The sequence below is a fragment of the Candidatus Cardinium hertigii genome (assembly GCF_050864855.1).
Taxonomy (GTDB): domain Bacteria; phylum Bacteroidota; class Bacteroidia; order Cytophagales; family Amoebophilaceae; genus Cardinium; species Cardinium hertigii_C.
On record NZ_JBOZWW010000045.1, the window covers coordinates 1 to 18,035 of the forward strand.

At 37.9% G+C, this 18,035-nt stretch carries 19 protein-coding genes and 1 pseudogene; 12 read left to right on the plus strand and 8 right to left on the minus strand.

Going from position 1 to position 18,035, the window contains the following annotated elements:
* Positions 1 to 213 (plus strand): annotated as a pseudogene (locus ACRRVB_RS01595) (IS5/IS1182 family transposase); the annotation flags it as partial.
* Here ACRRVB_RS01595 and ACRRVB_RS01600 read toward each other — a convergent pair.
* The 8 genes from ACRRVB_RS01600 to ACRRVB_RS01635 all read right to left on the minus strand — a co-directional run bounded on the left by ACRRVB_RS01600 (position 200) and on the right by ACRRVB_RS01635 (position 8,652).
* Positions 200 to 1,660: a sodium:solute symporter family protein gene (locus tag ACRRVB_RS01600; RefSeq protein WP_432466249.1), complete on the minus strand. Its 1,461-nt coding sequence runs from the start codon at positions 1,658 to 1,660 to the stop codon at positions 200 to 202. The pseudogene ACRRVB_RS01595 and the gene ACRRVB_RS01600 sit on opposite strands and share 14 nt — an antisense overlap.
* A 205-nt stretch (positions 1,661 to 1,865) precedes the next feature.
* Complete coding sequence (locus ACRRVB_RS01605; RefSeq protein WP_432466250.1) at positions 1,866 to 2,495, minus strand: PASTA domain-containing protein; 630 nt, start codon at positions 2,493 to 2,495, stop codon at positions 1,866 to 1,868.
* 101 nt (positions 2,496 to 2,596) lie between these two features.
* Complete coding sequence (locus ACRRVB_RS01610; RefSeq protein ID WP_432466251.1) at positions 2,597 to 4,000, minus strand: D-alanine--D-alanine ligase family protein; 1,404 nt, start codon at positions 3,998 to 4,000, stop codon at positions 2,597 to 2,599.
* 8 nt (positions 4,001 to 4,008) lie between these two features.
* Positions 4,009 to 6,018 carry an ATP-dependent zinc metalloprotease FtsH gene (ftsH, locus tag ACRRVB_RS01615; protein ID WP_432466252.1) on the minus strand — a complete coding sequence of 670 codons (2,010 nt, stop codon included), beginning with the start codon at positions 6,016 to 6,018 and terminating at the stop codon, positions 4,009 to 4,011.
* Between the two features lie 164 nt (positions 6,019 to 6,182).
* Positions 6,183 to 6,821, minus strand: a complete 639-nt coding sequence (locus tag ACRRVB_RS01620) for a superoxide dismutase (protein ID WP_432466253.1) — start codon at positions 6,819 to 6,821, stop codon at positions 6,183 to 6,185.
* Between the two features lie 33 nt (positions 6,822 to 6,854).
* Entirely contained in the window at positions 6,855 to 7,301 is a 447-nt protein-coding gene (locus ACRRVB_RS01625) for a nucleoside deaminase (protein WP_432466254.1), read from the minus strand.
* A gap of 14 nt (positions 7,302 to 7,315) precedes the next feature.
* The gene (locus tag ACRRVB_RS01630) at positions 7,316 to 7,804 is read right to left on the minus strand and encodes a deoxycytidylate deaminase (protein ID WP_432466255.1); all 489 of its coding nucleotides are present in this window, start codon (positions 7,802 to 7,804) and stop codon (positions 7,316 to 7,318) included.
* Between the two features lie 119 nt (positions 7,805 to 7,923).
* Positions 7,924 to 8,652 (minus strand): hypothetical protein, encoded by a 729-nt coding sequence (locus tag ACRRVB_RS01635; protein ID WP_432466256.1) that lies wholly within the window; start codon positions 8,650 to 8,652, stop codon positions 7,924 to 7,926.
* Positions 8,653 to 9,017: 365 nt separating this feature from the next.
* Here ACRRVB_RS01635 and rpmB point away from each other — a divergent pair, with 365 nt between their 5' ends.
* From rpmB to ACRRVB_RS01690, 11 genes are all read left to right on the plus strand, one after another.
* Positions 9,018 to 9,275: a 50S ribosomal protein L28 gene (gene rpmB / locus ACRRVB_RS01640; protein ID WP_014934564.1), complete on the plus strand. Its 258-nt coding sequence runs from the start codon at positions 9,018 to 9,020 to the stop codon at positions 9,273 to 9,275.
* 42 nt (positions 9,276 to 9,317) lie between these two features.
* Positions 9,318 to 9,503 carry a 50S ribosomal protein L33 gene (gene rpmG / locus ACRRVB_RS01645; protein ID WP_432466257.1) on the plus strand — a complete coding sequence of 62 codons (186 nt, stop codon included), beginning with the start codon at positions 9,318 to 9,320 and terminating at the stop codon, positions 9,501 to 9,503.
* 15 nt (positions 9,504 to 9,518) lie between these two features.
* Positions 9,519 to 9,677 carry a DUF4295 family protein gene (locus ACRRVB_RS01650; protein WP_432466258.1) on the plus strand — a complete coding sequence of 53 codons (159 nt, stop codon included), beginning with the start codon at positions 9,519 to 9,521 and terminating at the stop codon, positions 9,675 to 9,677.
* A 284-nt stretch (positions 9,678 to 9,961) separates the two neighbouring features.
* The gene (gene ftsY, locus ACRRVB_RS01655; protein ID WP_432466259.1) at positions 9,962 to 10,924 is read left to right on the plus strand and encodes a signal recognition particle-docking protein FtsY; all 963 of its coding nucleotides are present in this window, start codon (positions 9,962 to 9,964) and stop codon (positions 10,922 to 10,924) included.
* Positions 10,925 to 11,235: 311 nt separating this feature from the next.
* On the plus strand, positions 11,236 to 11,424 hold the full coding sequence (gene rpmF, locus ACRRVB_RS01660; protein WP_432466260.1) for a 50S ribosomal protein L32: 189 nt from the start codon (positions 11,236 to 11,238) through the stop codon (positions 11,422 to 11,424).
* Between the two features lie 95 nt (positions 11,425 to 11,519).
* Positions 11,520 to 12,527 carry a beta-ketoacyl-ACP synthase III gene (locus tag ACRRVB_RS01665; RefSeq protein WP_432466261.1) on the plus strand — a complete coding sequence of 336 codons (1,008 nt, stop codon included), beginning with the start codon at positions 11,520 to 11,522 and terminating at the stop codon, positions 12,525 to 12,527.
* Between the two features lie 86 nt (positions 12,528 to 12,613).
* Complete coding sequence (gene efp / locus ACRRVB_RS01670) at positions 12,614 to 13,189, plus strand: elongation factor P (RefSeq protein ID WP_432466262.1); 576 nt, start codon at positions 12,614 to 12,616, stop codon at positions 13,187 to 13,189.
* Positions 13,190 to 13,191: 2 nt separating this feature from the next.
* Entirely contained in the window at positions 13,192 to 13,641 is a 450-nt protein-coding gene (gene accB / locus ACRRVB_RS01675) for an acetyl-CoA carboxylase biotin carboxyl carrier protein (protein WP_432466263.1), read from the plus strand.
* A gap of 39 nt (positions 13,642 to 13,680) precedes the next feature.
* Positions 13,681 to 15,036: an acetyl-CoA carboxylase biotin carboxylase subunit gene (gene accC, locus ACRRVB_RS01680; RefSeq protein ID WP_432466264.1), complete on the plus strand. Its 1,356-nt coding sequence runs from the start codon at positions 13,681 to 13,683 to the stop codon at positions 15,034 to 15,036.
* 59 nt (positions 15,037 to 15,095) lie between these two features.
* Entirely contained in the window at positions 15,096 to 16,286 is a 1,191-nt protein-coding gene (locus ACRRVB_RS01685) for a hypothetical protein (RefSeq protein ID WP_432466265.1), read from the plus strand.
* 52 nt (positions 16,287 to 16,338) lie between these two features.
* Positions 16,339 to 17,757, plus strand: coding sequence for a sodium:solute symporter family protein (locus ACRRVB_RS01690; RefSeq protein ID WP_432466266.1), 1,419 nt, complete (start codon positions 16,339 to 16,341; stop codon positions 17,755 to 17,757).
* The last annotated feature ends 278 nt before the right edge of the window (positions 17,758 to 18,035 follow it).

Genomic DNA, 18,035 nt, shown 5'->3' on the forward strand with positions numbered 1-18,035 from the left:
AAAGGTATTGTTCCTGTTATCCCTTCCAAGAAAAACAGAAAAACAAAACGTTATTTTGACAAGAATTTATATAAATTCCGACATCTTATTGAGAATATGTTTCTCAAAATTAAGCAATGGAGAGGAATCTCCACTAGGTATGCAAAGAACACAGCATCCTTCTTGGCAGCTGTCCAAATTAGATGTATCCATTTATGGGCTAACTTTTTATGACGACACTATCTAGATCTATACTTTTTTTAAATTTTTTAAATGCCTGTATCAGTTGTTTTATTCTTTTCTGTTGATCATCTGGCTCAATCCATCCCTTACCAGGCGGTTGGAATAGTAGATAATGTGCAGCCACCATCGTTAAACCATTGGAAATTATGGCAATAAATTTACCATCTATTTCTATTTTAGGCTGAACCCAATGGTTCCAGGTCAGGATGACCAGTATACCTATAGCCATTCCCATCAAAGCTGTAGACGCAGTACCCCTAAAACCAAAAACGGCTAATATAAAAGGTGGTACAACTGTAATCGCAAAGCAACCTATAAAATATTCAAAAATAAACTTAGTTAACGCAAATAGATTAGGATGGTAAAATGTTATGATCATGGCCAATAGACCTCCAACCAGTTTAATTAATTTAGACAAGCGAAGTTGTTGGATATAGGGTGTAGCTTGTATGCCTCGCATACTTTCCATCATATCATGACTAACCATAATTGCGGCAATATGTAGCGCAAAATCACCTGTAGATATCGTCATTACCAATATACTAATCACTACACATATTCTATAAGCAGGTGACATATCAGTCAGGATATGTAGCCAAATTTCTTCTTTCAGTAAGGTTGAATCGCCTATAAAAACAAATAATGCAATTAAAAAAATCCCTCCAGATATAATCAGTCCCCAAAGCGTTACGCGCAAAAAAACTTTTTTAACTTGAATCGGGCTAGTAGACATGTAGATGTGCTGTATGATTGCGGGATTGAATGCGATTGCATAATATAGATTGTTTAAAACCATATTCAATACTTTTTTGTCAAATTGGAACAGCTTCTTGAACTGAAATTTTTCTTGCATTTGTAACAAGCTTATAGCTTCTAGAAATGATTTATCTGCCTTAATGAATACAAACTTAATAAGGAGTGGAATAACAATCGTGAAAGTTACAAATTGCAATAAATCTGTCATGATAACCGTACGCATACCTCCAAAGATAGCATAACTAACAAGGACTAAGGTTGCTAAAAAGATTACCATCGAAGCGTCTATTGCATCCATGCACATGCCAATAGCAGAGGACATGACATTGATTTGAATAGCCACGAAACCAATGGCACAACTTGTAGCCAATAAAGCGGTAATCATCCTTGGATACTTACCGTAGACGTTACCGATGGTATCGGCAATAGAAAGGTGCTGCATAAACGGCCCCATACGTAGTCCTAGTAAATGGATTATATAAATATGAAGAAAGAATGAGCCTATTATGATAATATGTACGATACCCTTATCATAGACGTTGGGTATTTCACGCATCAGCACGCCTCCTCCGAAAAGCGTAGCTAAAAAGGTAGTGACCAATCTACTGGTGTGCAACCGCTTATTACCCACAGCATATTCGCGAAATGTAGTTGCTTTTTGCGTAATGTAAAGGCGTAGCACTAGGGGCACTGCTAAAAAGACTAAGATGATTAGCAAAGAGGTGTTATACAGTAGCATAGGTTTGATAAAGTTTATCCAGCGCTAAAACATAATAAGCACAAGCGACTTATATATTTTTTTTCTTTTGTAATTCTGTGGGGCCATAACCTTTTAACCCAGCTATTCTATTAAGGTCATGAACAGATACCAGTCTTTAAGCAATTTGTTAAGGCTGAACGATCCACAGATTCATAGAAGTGCCCAACGGCACCTTGGTGCCTGGCATAGGGTTTTGTTGTATCACACTACCAATGGGTGCGTGGTTCTTTTTAAGATGATGGAGCACACCTATACGCATGCCTCGCTCTAATAGTGTGACATGTGCTTCTTCTAAAGGCATCGCTAGTACATCTGGTACTTCAATAATTTGTTCACCTAGCCCAGCACCAACGACTAAGTCAATGGTCGATCCTTTATGAATAAATTTTCCAGTAGGTATAGGATGTTTATCATACCATTGTTCCAAAACAGCATATTTTGTAATATCAGGGACATATTTGATGCTACCTAACTTTAGTCCTTTGTTCTTTAGGAGGAGTTGAGCTTCCCTAATAGAACCCTCAATAAGATGGGGCATAGATACAAGTGGAGGATTTTCTGCATTTAAGGTTAAATAGATTTTTCGTTTTGTCTTTACCCAAGCACCTGCTGTTGGAAATTGTTGCAAAACAGTAAAAGGCGGTAATTCTGCCGCGTAACTGCTGTTGTCTGTTATAACGTAACGCAAATCATATTTGTTGAGTGTTCCATCCAATGCTTCTAAAGGCATACCCGTTAGATCGGGTACTTGAACCATTTTACCTTGATGGGTAATATAAGGTAATGCTATATAGAAAAAAATATATAAAATACTGATAAACAAGCAAAATATGTAAATAATATGTTGTAATATCTTTATTAGCGTTTTTTTATACATCTATCTAAGCTTAGCGTTTCTGTAGAGGCAGCAAAATTTCTTTTGGTCCATCCATATTGAATAATCCCATGTATAAAATCAAATGGTGTATAACCGTTTAAAGCACATTGGTGAAAAATACAGGTAGCTGGTGTCATAGCAGGCAGTGCATTGATTTCAATAATCCATACTGCTATTTTTTGATTGGCATAGATTTTTACAAAAGCATCTATTCTGGCATAACCTTGTATATTTAAAACCCTTGCTATATTTTCCAGCTCGCGCTTTACCCTTTTGCTGATTATAGCAGCTACTTTGTCATTACAATCAAAGCGTGCTGGAGTAATGTTATGGCCTTCCCCTGCTAAAAATTTTTCTTCTAATGAAAGTATGTCATCTGCTGCTACCGTTTCTGAGGGTTCAAATACTTCATATAAGGTTTTACCATTATGATCTATATGGGTTAATAAGCCTGTTGTAGTTTCTAAACAAGCAAGTGCTTCTTGATCTTTTTGAATGAGTGTTTCTAGTAGAAATTGTTTTTGTTGGGGAATATAGTCTGCTACTTGTAATCCCAAGGGTTGCATCATTTCGCTAGACATTAGTGGCTTATTTCTAAAAGCAGCAGATGCATAAGCCGTCAACATATCACTATTGGCAATGCGTATGACCCCTGCACTGCAACCATCGTCTAGAGGTTTGGCAATGATTGGGTAAGTAAACAGATTGGCTACAGTATGGATCGTAGCAACTGGATGATCTTCCCAATCTTTTTGGGTAACCACAAGTTGCTGTGCAACCTGAAAGCCTTTTTTAGCTAAAAACTGGTTGGTTGCATATTTATCAATGGTTAAAGCAGTAGTGGCTATGCCAGATCCGTTGTAAGGTATATCATACTTTTCTAGTATCTTTTGCAAAGTGCCATCTTCTCCAGGCCTACCATGCAAAGCGATAAAGACAAAGTCTATTCTTTCCTTTAAGGTAGAAAAGGTAAGTTCTTCTGGCCTAAAAATAGCATCCTTTGCATAATTTTTAGTAATGGAAGCAGCTTCTTGTCTTATGACGGTTAATAATGCCTCTGCTGCGCTAAATTTAGCTGGATGTAAAAGTGCATCGTGTACATCATCTGCATTATCTTTTAACAATAGTGCAGCAGGCAGTATAAAAATCCGATAGGCCTTCGTAGAGCCAGATAGAAATAGCGGAAGGGGCTCATATTGGTTAGAAGCCGCCAATTTACTATAAATATTCCGCCCACTTTCTAATGATACATGCCGTTCGGGTGTAAACCCACCCATTAGTACACCTATTTTTTTATGCATCTTTTTCGTTCTATCTGCTAGATGGCCAAAACAATCTATTCCAACTTTACTGATCCAATCGTTTGATAAGCGGCTACGAAACAAATCTTAGTTTATACCTGCTCTAGGTCATTGGGCAAAGGGAGCATTGCTTGATCATCATCCGATTGTGGGAGTGATGCTTGAGGTGATGGACCATCTTCAGTAGGTATATTTTTTGATTCTTTTACAAATCGTTTGCCTATCAAACGCTCTAAATCTGACTTAAATATAGTTTCTCGTACCAGTAAAGCCTCAGCCAAAAGCGTTAGTTGGTCCATTTTTTCTTTGAGCAACGTTTTGACCCGTTCATATGCACCATCTATGATCGCTTTGACTTCCTCATCTATGGTATAAGCTGTTTTTTCTGAGTAAGGCTTTGTAAAAGTATAATCTACTTGTTTAGAGTTGTGAAAAGAAAGGTGGCCCACTTTAGCGTTCATCCCATAGACTGTAACCATGCTATAGGCCAATTTAGTGGTACGTTCCAAATCATTTACCGCACCTGTTGAAATTTTTCCAAAAATAAGTTCCTCAGCTGCTCTTCCTCCCAGCGCCATAGCCAACTCATCTAATAATTGATTCTCTTGATAGATAAATTGTTCTTTCGGCAAATACTGCGCATAGCCCAATGCAGCTATGCCACGTGGTACAATACTTACTTTCACCAGTGGATGTGCATGTTCTAAAAACCATCCAGCAATGGCATGACCGGCTTCGTGGTAGGCTACTATTTTTTTTTCTTCTGGAGAAATTAGCTTGTTTTTTTTCTCTAACCCACCAATAATTCGATCTATAGCTGCATTAAAGTCGCTCATTGTTACAAACTTCCTACTTTTTCTAGCGGCTATTAAAGCTGACTCATTACACATGTTAGAGAGATCTGCTCCAGAGAATCCAGGGGTTTGTTCGGCAAGTTGTTTAATCCGTATATGCCTTTCCAGCTTTAACCTTTTGCTATGGCATCGTATAATCGCCTCCCTATCTACTACATCTGGGTTGTCTATACTGACCTGCCGATCAAATCTTCCTGGCCGCAGCAGTGCAGGATCTAGTACTTCTGGTCTATTGGTAGCAGCTATGACAATCACCCCAGAATTGGTTGATACTCCATCCATTTCTACCAAGAGCGAGTTCAAGGTATTTTCACGTTCATCATTCACTCCAGGCATATTGGCTTTTCCTCGTGTCCTACCTACTGCATCGATTTCATCGATAAAAATAATACATGGTGCTTTTTCTTTTGCTTTTTTAAATAGGTCACGGACACGTGCTGCACCTATACCCACAAACATTTCGACAAAATCTGATCCAGAAAGACAAATAACAGGCACACCGGCTTCACCAGCCATCGCTTTGGCCAGTAAAGTTTTACCCGTGCCTGGAGGACCTACTAGCAATACACCTTTGGGAATTTTGCCACCAAGCAGCGTAAATTTATCAGGCGTTTTCAAAAAATCTACCACTTCTTTTACCTCTTCTTTCGCCTCTTTCATGCCAGCTACATCTTGGAAAGTAACTTTTAACTGATTGTTTTTATCAAAAATGGTTGCTTTTAATGTATTCATATTAAAAAGCTGTGTACCAGGACCTGCCATACCACTGCCTGGCTTACGAATAAAAAACCAGTAAATAACAAATAGCGTCAATAAAAAGGACCAGTTGATAAAACTAGTAGGCTCTGAACGTTCTTGACAGCTGTAACCTATTCTAGCTTCAGGATCTATTTTTGCTTCTATCGCTCCAAATTTTTTATCAAAGATGTCAAAATTGGGTATTCGAAAAGTGTAGACCAATCGCCTGCTATTTCTCCAAGCAGCTCGTCCTGCTAATTCTTGTTGATAACAGGGCTTGCGCAATGCGTCTTCTTTGACTACGACTTCTACTAGGTGTTGATTCGTTATTAAAGTAACAGATTGAACTTCTTGGTTCAGCATCATTTCTTCAAAACGTTTCTCAGAAATGGGAATGACGCTTTTTTCTTTGTTATAATAGAAAAGTAAGCCCAGTATTACCAATATGGCCAATATAAAAATAGATTGTGGGACGTTGTGTTGTACAAATTTTTTTTCTCTTTGTTTCATAATCTGATTTAAATTGAACCGCTATTTCTTCTGAATGAAGATGAAAATTTAAAAAAGCACTAAAATACGATAAAAAGCTTTCAATAATCCTTACAGTTAAAGGGAATACATTGCGCGCGAGCCTAAAGCTATCAGTCAATCTACAACGAAGATGATCCAGCTTTTTATTTTGTGGCTTCTATATACCTATCCTCGACAACCTTCCAGTGAACCATTTTCCAAAAAGCTTTTATATAGGCTGAGCGTCTGTTTTGATAGCTTAGGTAGTAGGCATGCTCCCATAGATCTAGTCCTAAAATAGGGATGCCTTGTTCTTGAATAGGAAGGGTATTCATAATTGGATTATCTTGCTTATCAGTTGTAGCAATAAATAAACTACCGTCTTTCTTGGCTACTGTTAACCAGGTCCATCCAGCACCAAAGTGGGTGGCAGATGCTGTTGAAAAGATTTCTTGGAATTTTTCAAAGCTGCCAAATGATTTTTTTAACCTGTCTAGTAAGTCTGTTCCAGGTTTAGGGGAAGCATGCGGTGTGAGGCTATTCCAGAAAAACAGATGGTTGAAATGGCCACCAGCGTTATTCCGTACAGTAGCATGGTAGGCGCTTATATCTTTTAGCAGATGGGTTAATACTGATATTTGGGTTCCTTCTGCGGTAGCTATTGCAGTACCGGTTATTGCTTCATTGAGTGTATCCACATACGTCCCATGATGTTTGGTATGGTGGATCTCCATGGTTTGGGCATCTATATAAGGTTCTAATCCATTGTAGGCATAAGGCAAAGAAGGAAGTGTAAAAATCATAAGCATCTAAATTATAATAATTAGTTCTATCCGCTACAATATAGTGTTTCTTAGCTTTTTAAAAAAACAAATCAGTAATTCATTGCTTTCTTCCGCTAAAATATTTTGGTGTATTGTGGTTCTGGGGTGTAGGATAGGGGTAGCACAGCTTTGGTAGCCTCTTTTGGGGTCACTGGTGCCGAAAACAAGTCGTTTTATTTGAGACCAGTAAAGTGCGCCACCACACATCATACAGGGCTCCAGGGTAACGTATAGTGTACAATTGGGAAGGTATTTACTATTGAAGTAATGGGCAGCAGCTGTAATGGCCAATAGTTCTGCATGGGCAGTTGGGTCTTTAAGTTGTTCTACTTGGTTATGGGCACGTGCAATAATTTGATGTTCGGCTACGACTACTGCTCCAACGGGCACTTCTCCAACTGTAGCCGCATGTGTAGCCTCTTTTAGGGCTGCTTGCATAAAGAAGACATCTTCGTGCATTAGAGGTATTGGAGTTATGTAATGGGTAAAGCCTCTATGGCTTTATATGGGTGATATGTTTCTACTATGATACCGAACTCAGTTAAGAAATGTAATCCCTCTTCATACTCTAAGTTTTTATAGGCTGCATAAGAATCTTTATATACCACCCTTTTAATGCCTACACTAAATATTATACGGGCACAAGGCAGACAGGGCGAAAGCGTCGTGTACAGCACACTATTTTTTATATTTATATGATGGGTTAATGCATAAAGAATAGCATTTTGTTCTGCGTGGATAGATAAAGCACATCCTCCTTTTATACTTCTAGTGCAACCTGTTTTGGGCCATATTTCATCGCAATTATAGGTACCCGGTGGAGGGCCATTGTATCCTGTGGAAATAATACGGGTATCTTTTGTTAAGACAACGCCTACTTTTTTTTTAACACAGTGTGAACGTTTAGCTAATTCAATGGCCAGTGGCATAAAAAGATGATCAAGTGTAGGTTTTTCTGTCATTAATTTTTATAGGTATAGTACCTATTTTTAGGTTAAACAATAATAAGTAGGTTTAAAGTTGAAATAGGGTTACCCCTTGCGTGGATAGTTTTAAGGTGTGCATGACATTATATACTTGTTTAGTTAAAATTGATCCCTACGTGCATACAAAGCAATAAAGAAGGACGAAATATGGATTCCTTATTATTTTGGAATACATTGTTAAATTCTACGAGGATTTTCCCAGATAAACGTGCACATTCATCATTTACAACCGCGCCCAACCCTATTCTTGGAATAGGCTTCCAGCCAATTGTGTTAAATACTTTTTCGTTTAGAATTTCTATACCAGCTGTTTTCCAACCAATACCTACTACGCCAAGTAAACTAACTATATCTGAGATTGGGACCATAGGGACAAAATCAAAGGCAGGTCCCACTGTATAATTTGTGGAACTCTTTTTTGAACCTGGAAACTTAGAAATGTACCCGTCATAAACTTGATATTTGCTATCTCCAATATACCATTCTACTAAGGCCAATTCTATGGCCATATAGGGGGTCATTTGACGACCTGCAAATAATCCAAGTATCACACCACCTGAAGGAGAGGGGAAGGAGCTTAGAGTGGTATATTGCGCTAATGCTTTGTGTACTTTATTGACCTGTAGGCTACCTGCGCCTATAGCCATACCTGCATAGTAATAACCTGGTGTATCTCGATAGTGTATGGCATTTTTTTTACTAAAATTGGTAGGTGCAGCCAATATTGGGTCAATAAAAGCACAAATAATCGTTATTGCGCCTACTAATTGCTTGAGATAAGCAGTCATTTTTATAGGTGTGGTTGTAGTGAATGATTTAATCATAATTCAAATGGCTGTGAGATAAATAATATTATGTACAAGGTAAAAAATACAGCATGCATGTCAACTTATAATACATTTTATTTACTTTACCCTTCAAGTTAATTAAATCAAACCATGAAAGATAGGATGCCCCTTTTAATTTATGAAATAATAAGCATATAACGTTATTATCCTCTGATTTTATCTACCCGTTTAGGCGTGGAATGGTACAAAAAGCGGTAAATTTATTATCAGCAAGACAATTAATCTTGTAGATTTAAGTTTGGTGGGTAAACTTTTTATTTGTATTTACCTTTAATTGCTAAAAGGTTTGAATAATGTACCAAGTTATACTATATTTGTAACCATATTAAAGCATATACAACATGGCAAGAATTTGTGATATAACAGGTAAAAAACCCATTGTAGGGAACAATGTATCCCATGCAAATAATAAAACCAAAAGGTGGTTTTATCCAAATTTGCAAAATAAGCGTTTTTATATTCCGGAAGAGAATATTTGGATTCCATTAAAAGTTTGTACCTCTGTAATCCGTACCATCAATAAGAAAGGCATTTATGCAGTATTAAAGGAAGCCAAACAGAAAGGAACTTTATCCAAGCAATACCATTGGTTGGTCTAAATAGAAACCACGCAAAACTTGATAAAAAAGTAGCAAAATAAAATGGCAAAAAAAAAAGGCGGTAGGGTCCAAGTAATTTTAGAATGTACAGAGCACAAAAATAGTGGGGTCCCTGGTATGTCCCGGTACTGTACGGAAAAAAATAGAACAACTACTACTGCACGCATGGAGTTAAAAAAATATAATCCTATATTGAAGCGTCATACACTTCATAAGGAAATCAAATAAGTATTATAATATATTATGGCAAAGAAAGTAGTAGCCACCCTTTCTAAAGGAGATACCGTTAAGTTAACTAAGTTGATTCAAGTAAAAAAATCAACAAAAACAGGTGCTTATACTTTTCGCAGCAGGATTGTGCCTTCTGAATTAATAAAAGAGATGATATCTAGCAAAATATAACCTTTGCCTATCCTCTTTATGGTTTCAAGGGTAGTTTTTTCTAGTTGTGCTATCACATTTTTATGGAGCATCCAACTATTTAAAAATGGCAATGCAGTGGCCATTAACGTAGATTACCTAAAGCCATTTTTTAAATTTTTAGCCTGAATCCTGTAAATAAAAAAGCCGTAGCATAAAAGTTAAAACAGTTGTAAGATAGGTCCCTTTTATCTGTATATATTTCTAAACCCAATAGTAGATCCATATAAATGGTTTTATATAGATAAAAAAATAAGTTACTTGCTATGGGTATTTTCAATTTTTTTTCTAAGCCAACCGCCCCTAAGACACATTTAGCAGAAAAACTGACTAAAACACGCCATTCTTTTTGGAGTAAACTTTCTAAGATTGTGGCTGGAAGGTCTACAATTGACAGTGATGTATTGGATAGATTGGAAGAATTGTTGATTGGCTCAGATGTTGGCGTAGCCACTACCCTTAAAATTATAAATGCTATAGAGGAGCGTGTAGCACAGGACAAATATCTTACTACAGGTGAACTAGACCAGATTTTGCAATCTGAGACCGAGCAGCTTTTACATCCTTTGTCTAGCTCGAAGACAGAAGAAATAGTCGTTACCCCATTTGTTGCGCCCCATGTCATACTTGTAGTCGGGGTAAATGGTGTAGGTAAAACTACTACGATTGGCAAACTAGCTGCACAGTTTATTAGCCAGGGTAAAAAAGTTATACTAGGTGCTGCAGATACTTTTCGTGCAGCAGCTATAGAACAACTAATGATTTGGGGAAATCGTGTAGGTGCAACAGTAGTAGCACGTTCTATGCAATCAGACCCCTCTTCAGTGGCCCATGAGGCGGTGCAGCAGGGTATACGCGATGACGTAGATGTAGTCATTATAGATACAGCTGGCCGATTACATACCAAAATACATCTTATCAATGAGCTGGCTAAAATTAAGCGAACCATTCAAAAATGTCTTCCACGTGCTCCACAAGAGGTATGGTTGGTGTTGGATGGTACAAATGGACAAAATGCTTTTCTGCAAGCAGAAGCGTTTACAGCTGCTGTAGCAGTAACCGGTATTGTGGTAACCAAATTAGATGGCACATCTAAAGGAGGAATGGTGCTGGGTATAGCAGATCAGTTTTCTATTCCAATTAAATATATTGGTGTAGGGGAAAAAGTGGAGGACTTAAGGGTTTTTGATCCCCATGCATTTGTGGTTTCCTTATTTCAAAAATGGTAACTAACTAACTAACTTTTTAGGTAACAACCATTTAGTGGCTACAATAAAGTGTATAGGTATAGAGGTAGGCTTTTATTGATTTTGTTGTCGCTTTTTCCTTATTGTTAGTGCTACAGGTTTTTTTTGGCTATACTTCAGTTTATCTTAAAAAGATCTGGCGCGATTGAATCGTCCTTTATCCCATTTGCATAATAATTTTCTAGCTAGTAAAATTATTCGTAAATTTATCCATCTGTTACGTCCTAGAAAGGATAGATTGGATAAAAAGCTTTATTCCTTGGGAAAAAATTTAAATAAAAAATTCTAAAAACATGGCACATCCAAAGAAAAGATCATCCGCTTCCAGAAGAGATAAACGAAGGACACATGTTAAACTTGCGATGCCTCCGTTGGTCGTTTGTCCCGTTACGGGTGTAGTACATACTCCCCATCGTGCCTTTTGGCATGAAGGTAAAATGTATTACAAGGGAAGGGTGGTAATGCATCGTGTAAAGCCTTAATAATTTATTTGCTTTAATAGATGGTTCAGTTGTCCTCTATACCATTACTGATTTGGGCAAAGTCTATAAAACAATTACCCCAGTCTGTTCAATAAATGAAAACAATAAATCGTGCGGTCATTACAGGTGTATCTGGTTATGTTCCAGATGATGTGTTGACCAATAGTGCGTTGGAGCAAATGGTTAATACCAATGACCAGTGGATCACCACTAGAACAGGTATTCAAGAGAGGAGGATCTTGAAAGGAGAAGGGCTGGGTACTTCAGTCATGGCCATACAAGCCGTAAAAGATTTGCTGCAAAAAACAGCGACCGATCCTGAAACAGTAGACCTTCTTATATGTGCTACCATTACCCCAGATATGATCACGCCTGCTACGGCTAATATGGTTGCCCATGCAGTGGGTGCTACCCGTGCTTTTAGTTATGATCTGCAAGCTGCTTGTTCTGGTTTTCTCTATGGACTAGATACCGCTACTCAGTTTATTGCTTCAGGTAGGGCTCAAAAAGTAATTGTCGTAGGGGCAGATAAAATGTCTTCGATTACCAATTATACAGATAGGGCTACTTGTATTCTTTTTGGGGATGGTGCAGGTGCCGTACTGCTAACCGCCCATGCGCCACAGAGTCGTTGTGGAGTTATAGATACCATCTGTAAAACAGATGGCATCGGTCAAGATTTTCTTTATCAAAAAGCAGGCGGTAGTAAATTACCTGCTTCACATGAAACGGTAGCAGCCAACGCACATTATATTTACCAAGATGGCCAGACGGTATTTAAGGCTGCTATTACCGCTATGTCAGAAGTAGTTATAGAAATGATGGCCCGTCATAAGCTTACCCCAGCAGATATTACCTATCTCGTTCCACATCAAGCCAATCAGCGCATCTTGAAACTTGTAGCCGATCGTGTAGCCATTCCTATGGAAAAAGTTATGTTGAACATTCATAAGTATGGCAATACAACCGCTGCAACGATTCCCCTTTGTTTATGGGATTACGAACACAAACTCAAAAAAGGAGATAAGTTGATTGTAACCGTTTTTGGAGGAGGCTTTACTTGGGGTGCCATGTATATAGTCTGGGGGTATGACGGTTTGTAACCTATTTAAGCAAGTTTGTTGGTATATACAGTAAAGTAAAATTTTAGATCTTATCAGGATGACCAATAGATTTAAAACAAAATATTATGGCAAACACAAGTGATATTAAAAATGGTCTTTGTATTGTATTAAACAATGATATTTATAGCGTTGTGGAATTTCAACACGTCAAGCCAGGTAAAGGCGCTGCTTTTGTTAGAACCAAACTAAAAAGTTTAACAAAAGACAAGCAAATTGATCATACGTTTAATGCAGGTGTAAAAATCCATATAGCACGGATTGAGCGTAGGCCTTACCAGTTTCTGTATAAAGATGGTTCAGGTTATACCTTTATGCATACCGATACTTTTGAGCAACTGACCATTGCCCCATCTTTCGTCCATACTCCCCAATTCTTAAAAGAAGGACAGCATGTGGAAATTGTTTACCATGATGATGCACATCAGGTGTTAAAGTGTGCATTGCCTCCATCTGTGGTATTGCGGATTAGCTATACGGAGCCAGGTCTTAGAGGAGATACCGCTACGAAAACATTAAAGCCAGCTACCCTAGAAACAGGCGCAGAGATTAGGGTACCTCTATTTATTAACAATGAAGACCTTGTAAAGATAGATACCCGTACAGGTCTTTATATGGAGCGTGTAAACGAGCAGAAAAAGTAAGTATGAAAACTACAGAAATTCAAGAACTGATTGACTTTATTACCCAATCAGGGTTAGAAGAGGTCCATATTGAAACAGAAGCCATTAAAATCCATGTTAAAAGAAGTAATGCCATTCCCCAACAGGTTGCATCCCTTGCTCCTAATGGCCTTTCCTTTCCTACGCAAGTGGCCCCAATCGTACAAGAAAATAAACTTGCCGCCAATTATATAACCATTAAATCCCCGATGATTGGTACTTTTTACCGATCACCCAGTCCCGAAGAAGCTCCCTTTGTAAAAGAAGGAGATCCAGTTGTAAAGGGGACCAAGCTCTGCATTATAGAAGCTATGAAGCTCTATAATGAAATAGAGTCAGAGGTTACTGGAAAGATCATTCAAATATTAGTTGACGATATCTCTCCTGTAGAATACGATCAACCTCTTTTTGTAGTAGAGCCTGTGACCGGATAAATAGGGGGATGCTGCTTTACTTAACCAGTTTGATATCCTATGTTTCAAAAAATATTGATTGCCAATCGTGGAGAAATTGCTTTAAGCATCATTCGGGTTTGCAAAGAAATGGGCATTAAAACCGTTGCCGTACATTCTACCGCAGATAAAGATAGTCTGCATGTCCGTTTTGCAGATGAATCAGTCTGCATTGGCCCACCTGCAAGCCACCTATCTTATCTTTCTATTCCATCCATTATTGCCGCTGCTGAAGTAACCAATGCCCATGCCATTCATCCAGGTTATGGTTTTTTATCTGAGCATGCTACTTTTGCAGCTATTTGTGCAGAATATGGTATTAAATTTATAGGTCCTTCCGATCGCGCAATTGGTAAAATGGGTGATAAATCTACTGCAAAAGCAACCATGCAGGCTGCTGGTGTGCCTACTATTCCTGGTTCCAATGGTTTGCTCACCTCAGTTGAAGAAGGCATTCGTTTGGCCCATGAAATAGGCTTTCCTGTATTGCTAAAAGCAACTGCAGGAGGGGGAGGGAAAGGCATTAAGTTGGTCGATGCACCAGAGCAATTTCAGCAAAAATGGGTAGAGGCTAGGCAAGAGGCCATTGCCTCTTTTGGTAAAGAGGGGCTTTATTTAGAAAAATATATAGAAGAACCACGCCATATTGAAATACAAATTGTTGCCGATCAATATGGTAAAGTTATCCATCTATCTGAGCGGGATTGCTCTATTCAGCGTAGACATCAAAAACTGGTTGAAGAATCTCCCTCTCCCTTTGTGACCGAACCATTACGGGCAAAAATAACCGATGCAGCTATAAAAGGCGTATCAGCTATAGGGTATGAAGGCGTTGGTACCATGGAGTTTTTAGTAGACAAGTACCAAAACTTTTACTTTATGGAGATGAATACCCGTATTCAGGTAGAATACCTCGTTACAGAAGCGGTTACCGGTTTTAATCTACTCAAAACACAAATCGAAATAGCCGCTGGCCAACCCCTGAATAGATCCAATCTTTATCCACAAGGTCATGCCATAGAGTTCCGTATTAATGCAGAAGATCCCTTTAATGGCTTTCGTCCATCTCCTGGAAAAATTACCCATATGCATTTTCCTGGCGGGTTCGGTATAACCATTGCAAGCCATATTTATGCCGGTTATGTAGTGCCCCCTTATTATGATTCCATGATTGCAAAGCTTATTGTCCATGCCGATACTAGAGTCGATGCCATTGCCAAAATGAAGCGTGGCTTGGAAGAGTTGGTTATAGAAGGCATTCAAACCAACATACCTTTTCATCGTGCTTTGGTAGAAGATGCAGCCTTTCAGCAAGGCCACTTTACCACCCAATATTTAGATACTTTTGACTTTTCACGGTTGCAACGATTGGAATAAAATCACTTATTTGCTTATTTTGATAATAAGTTGTATAATATTCTCTTTTATCTATTTTTATGAAAATAAATTTTTATACGAAGCCTTTTAGGCTGATCTTGTCAATGTATATGGCTTGTTGCTTGTTTGGGAGTTGTAGCAAGCTAGGTAGCAGGTATGGTATGGCCCCAAATATGGATCAGGGACACAGAGATAATATAGAAAACCCCGATGCATCGCTAACTGATTCGACACAAAAACTTTTTAAAGCAATAAAAGATAGTAATTTAGAAAAAGTACATGGGTTGTTAGCGACTTGTTTTGACCATGATGCATTTATGGATTTATGTCAAACAAATGCACACGGAAATACCTGTCTACATGTAGCAGCAGGTGACCACAGGGGGAAGAAATCTATGGAGGCAGCAAAAATTATGAAGTACTTATTAAATAAGATGAAGCCTTTGCTGTTAACTGAGGAAGATTTTCAAAAAGTTGTTGATCACATTTCACATATTCCAAATGAAACTTTAATAAAAGATCCAATTTTTTGTGATCTAATTGCTTTTGAGCGAACTTCTTTTTGTGTAGCTTTTTCTGAATCTGCATCTGAAGACGAAGATGATTTGGTGCTTCATAACTGGGAGGATCGTCGATCTAGCCTAAACATATGTGATGCAACACGTAATCTTCTAAAAAATATACAAACGAAACGTTATAATAGTCGTAGCGAGCTGATGCGCAAAAATAACAAAGGAGAAACGCCCATATGCGCAGCTATAAACTACGGTGATTCATGCGTATTTGATGCTTTGATATCTGATACCCATAAGTTGATAGGGCTGAATCTTTCTAGCCACACAGGTAGACCATTATCTGATATTTTTGAAGAGCTCATGGACAGAGAAAATACTAATAAACTGAAAGATTTAGTAAATCAATACGCTTTATCAATAAATATTATGTCGGATGGTAGTCATGGATGCAACGGATATTTTCTACATAATGAATGTGAAGCTTGTAACATAGCAAAAGAAATTAAAAATAAGCAGAATAATAAACCCCAATCGGTCCTAGCACAGGATCAGAAATTGAATGAGGAAGAACGTCGCATTCGAACAGTCCTTTGTGCAGTAGGTATAGAAGAATCAAAGATCGACGCATTCTTTGCAAGCATAATGCGTTCTCCTGCTTCTAATGCTCTTTCTGCTTGTGCTGCTTCTAATACTACTACTTCTTCTTCTAAGTCGCGTGGCCATATTCCATATTAGTATCGTGATTATAGACATTAGCTTAAACCAATTTAGCTAGGTTATTTCCATTATGCCAATTGATCTTTCATTGCTGCTATTAGTAATCTTTTTACTATCTACTTTAGTAATATTTTTTTGTTCTTTGACTAAAAAGGCTACCAACTTTCAGGAGCATGCGGTGGGCCATAGGCAATTTTCTACACTTACTATAGTAGCTACTATAGTAGCCTGTTATTGTTCAGGAGGACTACTAAACCATGGTATCACCTATGCTTCTAAAGGACTCTGGTATATAGTTTACAGGATGACGATTGCACTTTTTCCATTATTGCTCTTAAGTTGGTTAGCAGGTCGTATGTCCAAGTTTATCTATCGCCTATCGATGCCAGAGTCTATGGCTAGTGTATATGGTCCTTATGCAAGATTCATTACTGCTTTGTTTGAAGTGTGTAATAGCGTTACCATCGTTTCCTTACAAATTCGTCTTATATCTGACACCGTTGGCCTATTGATGCCTTCAGCCAATCCATTCACTATTACCCTACTCATTACTGTCTTTATGGTGGTTTATGCTATGTTTGGTGGTGTGCGTGCTATTGTCTTTACAGATGTATGGCAATGTATCATTTTTTCTATCCTTACGGTTGTATTAGCTTGGTGCGTCTTTAAAAAGTCTGGTAAGACAATCTTTGAAATCATTGATTTTCTTAAAACTCAAAAACAATTCGGGCTATCTAATATTATGCCCTCTGATAGAAAAGTACCCAGTATACTTGACTACCTCACTAATTCGGTTGCTGCTATGGGGCCCTATCTCGTGCAACATATATATATGTCTAAGCGTCCCGATCAAGCAAGAAAGGCATGCTTATATGCAGGTATTTTTTCTAGTGCTATTATGGTATGTACCACGATAGTTGGTCTATTGGTTTTTGTCTGCTTCCCCTATGTACCCTCTACAGCTATTTGGACTCATTTTCTTGCTCATGCTTCCTATCCTTTAAAAGCAATAGTTTGTGTGATTATGTTATCTTTCGCTATGTCCACAGTTGACTCTAGATTACATGTCGCTAGTATTATGCTGGCTTATGATATACCCAAAAGTATAGGTTATTTCAGAAAATTTTTCCATTTGCACCAACTTAAACTGGTCCGTGTAGCGCTGTGTACGCTGGCCCTGCTTACTATGGTATTGGCTTTTAATTTTCCTATATCCACATTATCCCGAGTCCTTATGTGGTATGCCCGTTTCTATGTTCCAGTAATCATAGCCCCATTTATTTTAGCTGTTTTAGGATTTCGTACGGCTTCCTTTCCTGTCTTAGTAGGTATGCTTACCGGTCTCGTATCTATGTTGGCTTGGCAAAAATGGATGGTCTCTATAGTTGGTACAAAAACTGGCCACGTACCTTGTATGTTGATGAATGGGCTAATTATGGTCCTTGTACACTATTTACTACCCAGCAAACAAAAAAATAGATCAATATAGTTTCAATATAGTTTCAATATAGTTTCAATTGCTTCGATCAAATTTTTTACTTAGTCGGTCCTGAAATACTGTATAATTATTTGTTAATCAGCAAATAAATGGTTAAATTTGTATTGGTTAATAACCAGTTTTAGAGTTGTTTTGTATAAAAAGCTTGCAAAATAAGGATGAAATCTAAGAAAATAAATAATAGCCTTGAACGTTTGTTTGAGCAACGCTTATCTAGTTTTCTTAACCCGAAACATCGTTTATTCCAGTTATCTGATTCGATTACTTGG

Excerpts from the sequence above, each read along its gene's own strand:
- ACRRVB_RS01605 (WP_432466250.1), bottom strand. The coding sequence starts at position 2,495 with ATGGTTCAAGTACCCGATCTAACGGGTATGCCTTTAGAAGCATTGGAT.
- ftsH (WP_432466252.1), bottom strand. The coding sequence starts at position 6,018 with ATGAAACAAAGAGAAAAAAAATTTGTACAACACAACGTCCCACAATCT.
- ACRRVB_RS01620 (WP_432466253.1), bottom strand. The coding sequence starts at position 6,821 with ATGATTTTTACACTTCCTTCTTTGCCTTATGCCTACAATGGATTAGAA.
- ACRRVB_RS01625 (WP_432466254.1), bottom strand. The coding sequence starts at position 7,301 with ATGCACGAAGATGTCTTCTTTATGCAAGCAGCCCTAAAAGAGGCTACA.
- ACRRVB_RS01630 (WP_432466255.1), bottom strand. The coding sequence starts at position 7,804 with ATGACAGAAAAACCTACACTTGATCATCTTTTTATGCCACTGGCCATT.
- ACRRVB_RS01635 (WP_432466256.1), bottom strand. The coding sequence starts at position 8,652 with ATGATTAAATCATTCACTACAACCACACCTATAAAAATGACTGCTTAT.
- rpmB (WP_014934564.1), top strand. The coding sequence starts at position 9,018 with ATGGCAAGAATTTGTGATATAACAGGTAAAAAACCCATTGTAGGGAAC.
- rpmG (WP_432466257.1), top strand. The coding sequence starts at position 9,318 with ATGGCAAAAAAAAAAGGCGGTAGGGTCCAAGTAATTTTAGAATGTACA.
- ACRRVB_RS01650 (WP_432466258.1), top strand. The coding sequence starts at position 9,519 with ATGGCAAAGAAAGTAGTAGCCACCCTTTCTAAAGGAGATACCGTTAAG.
- ftsY (WP_432466259.1), top strand. The coding sequence starts at position 9,962 with ATGGGTATTTTCAATTTTTTTTCTAAGCCAACCGCCCCTAAGACACAT.
- rpmF (WP_432466260.1), top strand. The coding sequence starts at position 11,236 with ATGGCACATCCAAAGAAAAGATCATCCGCTTCCAGAAGAGATAAACGA.
- ACRRVB_RS01665 (WP_432466261.1), top strand. The coding sequence starts at position 11,520 with ATGAAAACAATAAATCGTGCGGTCATTACAGGTGTATCTGGTTATGTT.
- efp (WP_432466262.1), top strand. The coding sequence starts at position 12,614 with ATGGCAAACACAAGTGATATTAAAAATGGTCTTTGTATTGTATTAAAC.
- accB (WP_432466263.1), top strand. The coding sequence starts at position 13,192 with ATGAAAACTACAGAAATTCAAGAACTGATTGACTTTATTACCCAATCA.
- accC (WP_432466264.1), top strand. The coding sequence starts at position 13,681 with ATGTTTCAAAAAATATTGATTGCCAATCGTGGAGAAATTGCTTTAAGC.
- ACRRVB_RS01685 (WP_432466265.1), top strand. The coding sequence starts at position 15,096 with ATGAAAATAAATTTTTATACGAAGCCTTTTAGGCTGATCTTGTCAATG.
- ACRRVB_RS01690 (WP_432466266.1), top strand. The coding sequence starts at position 16,339 with ATGCCAATTGATCTTTCATTGCTGCTATTAGTAATCTTTTTACTATCT.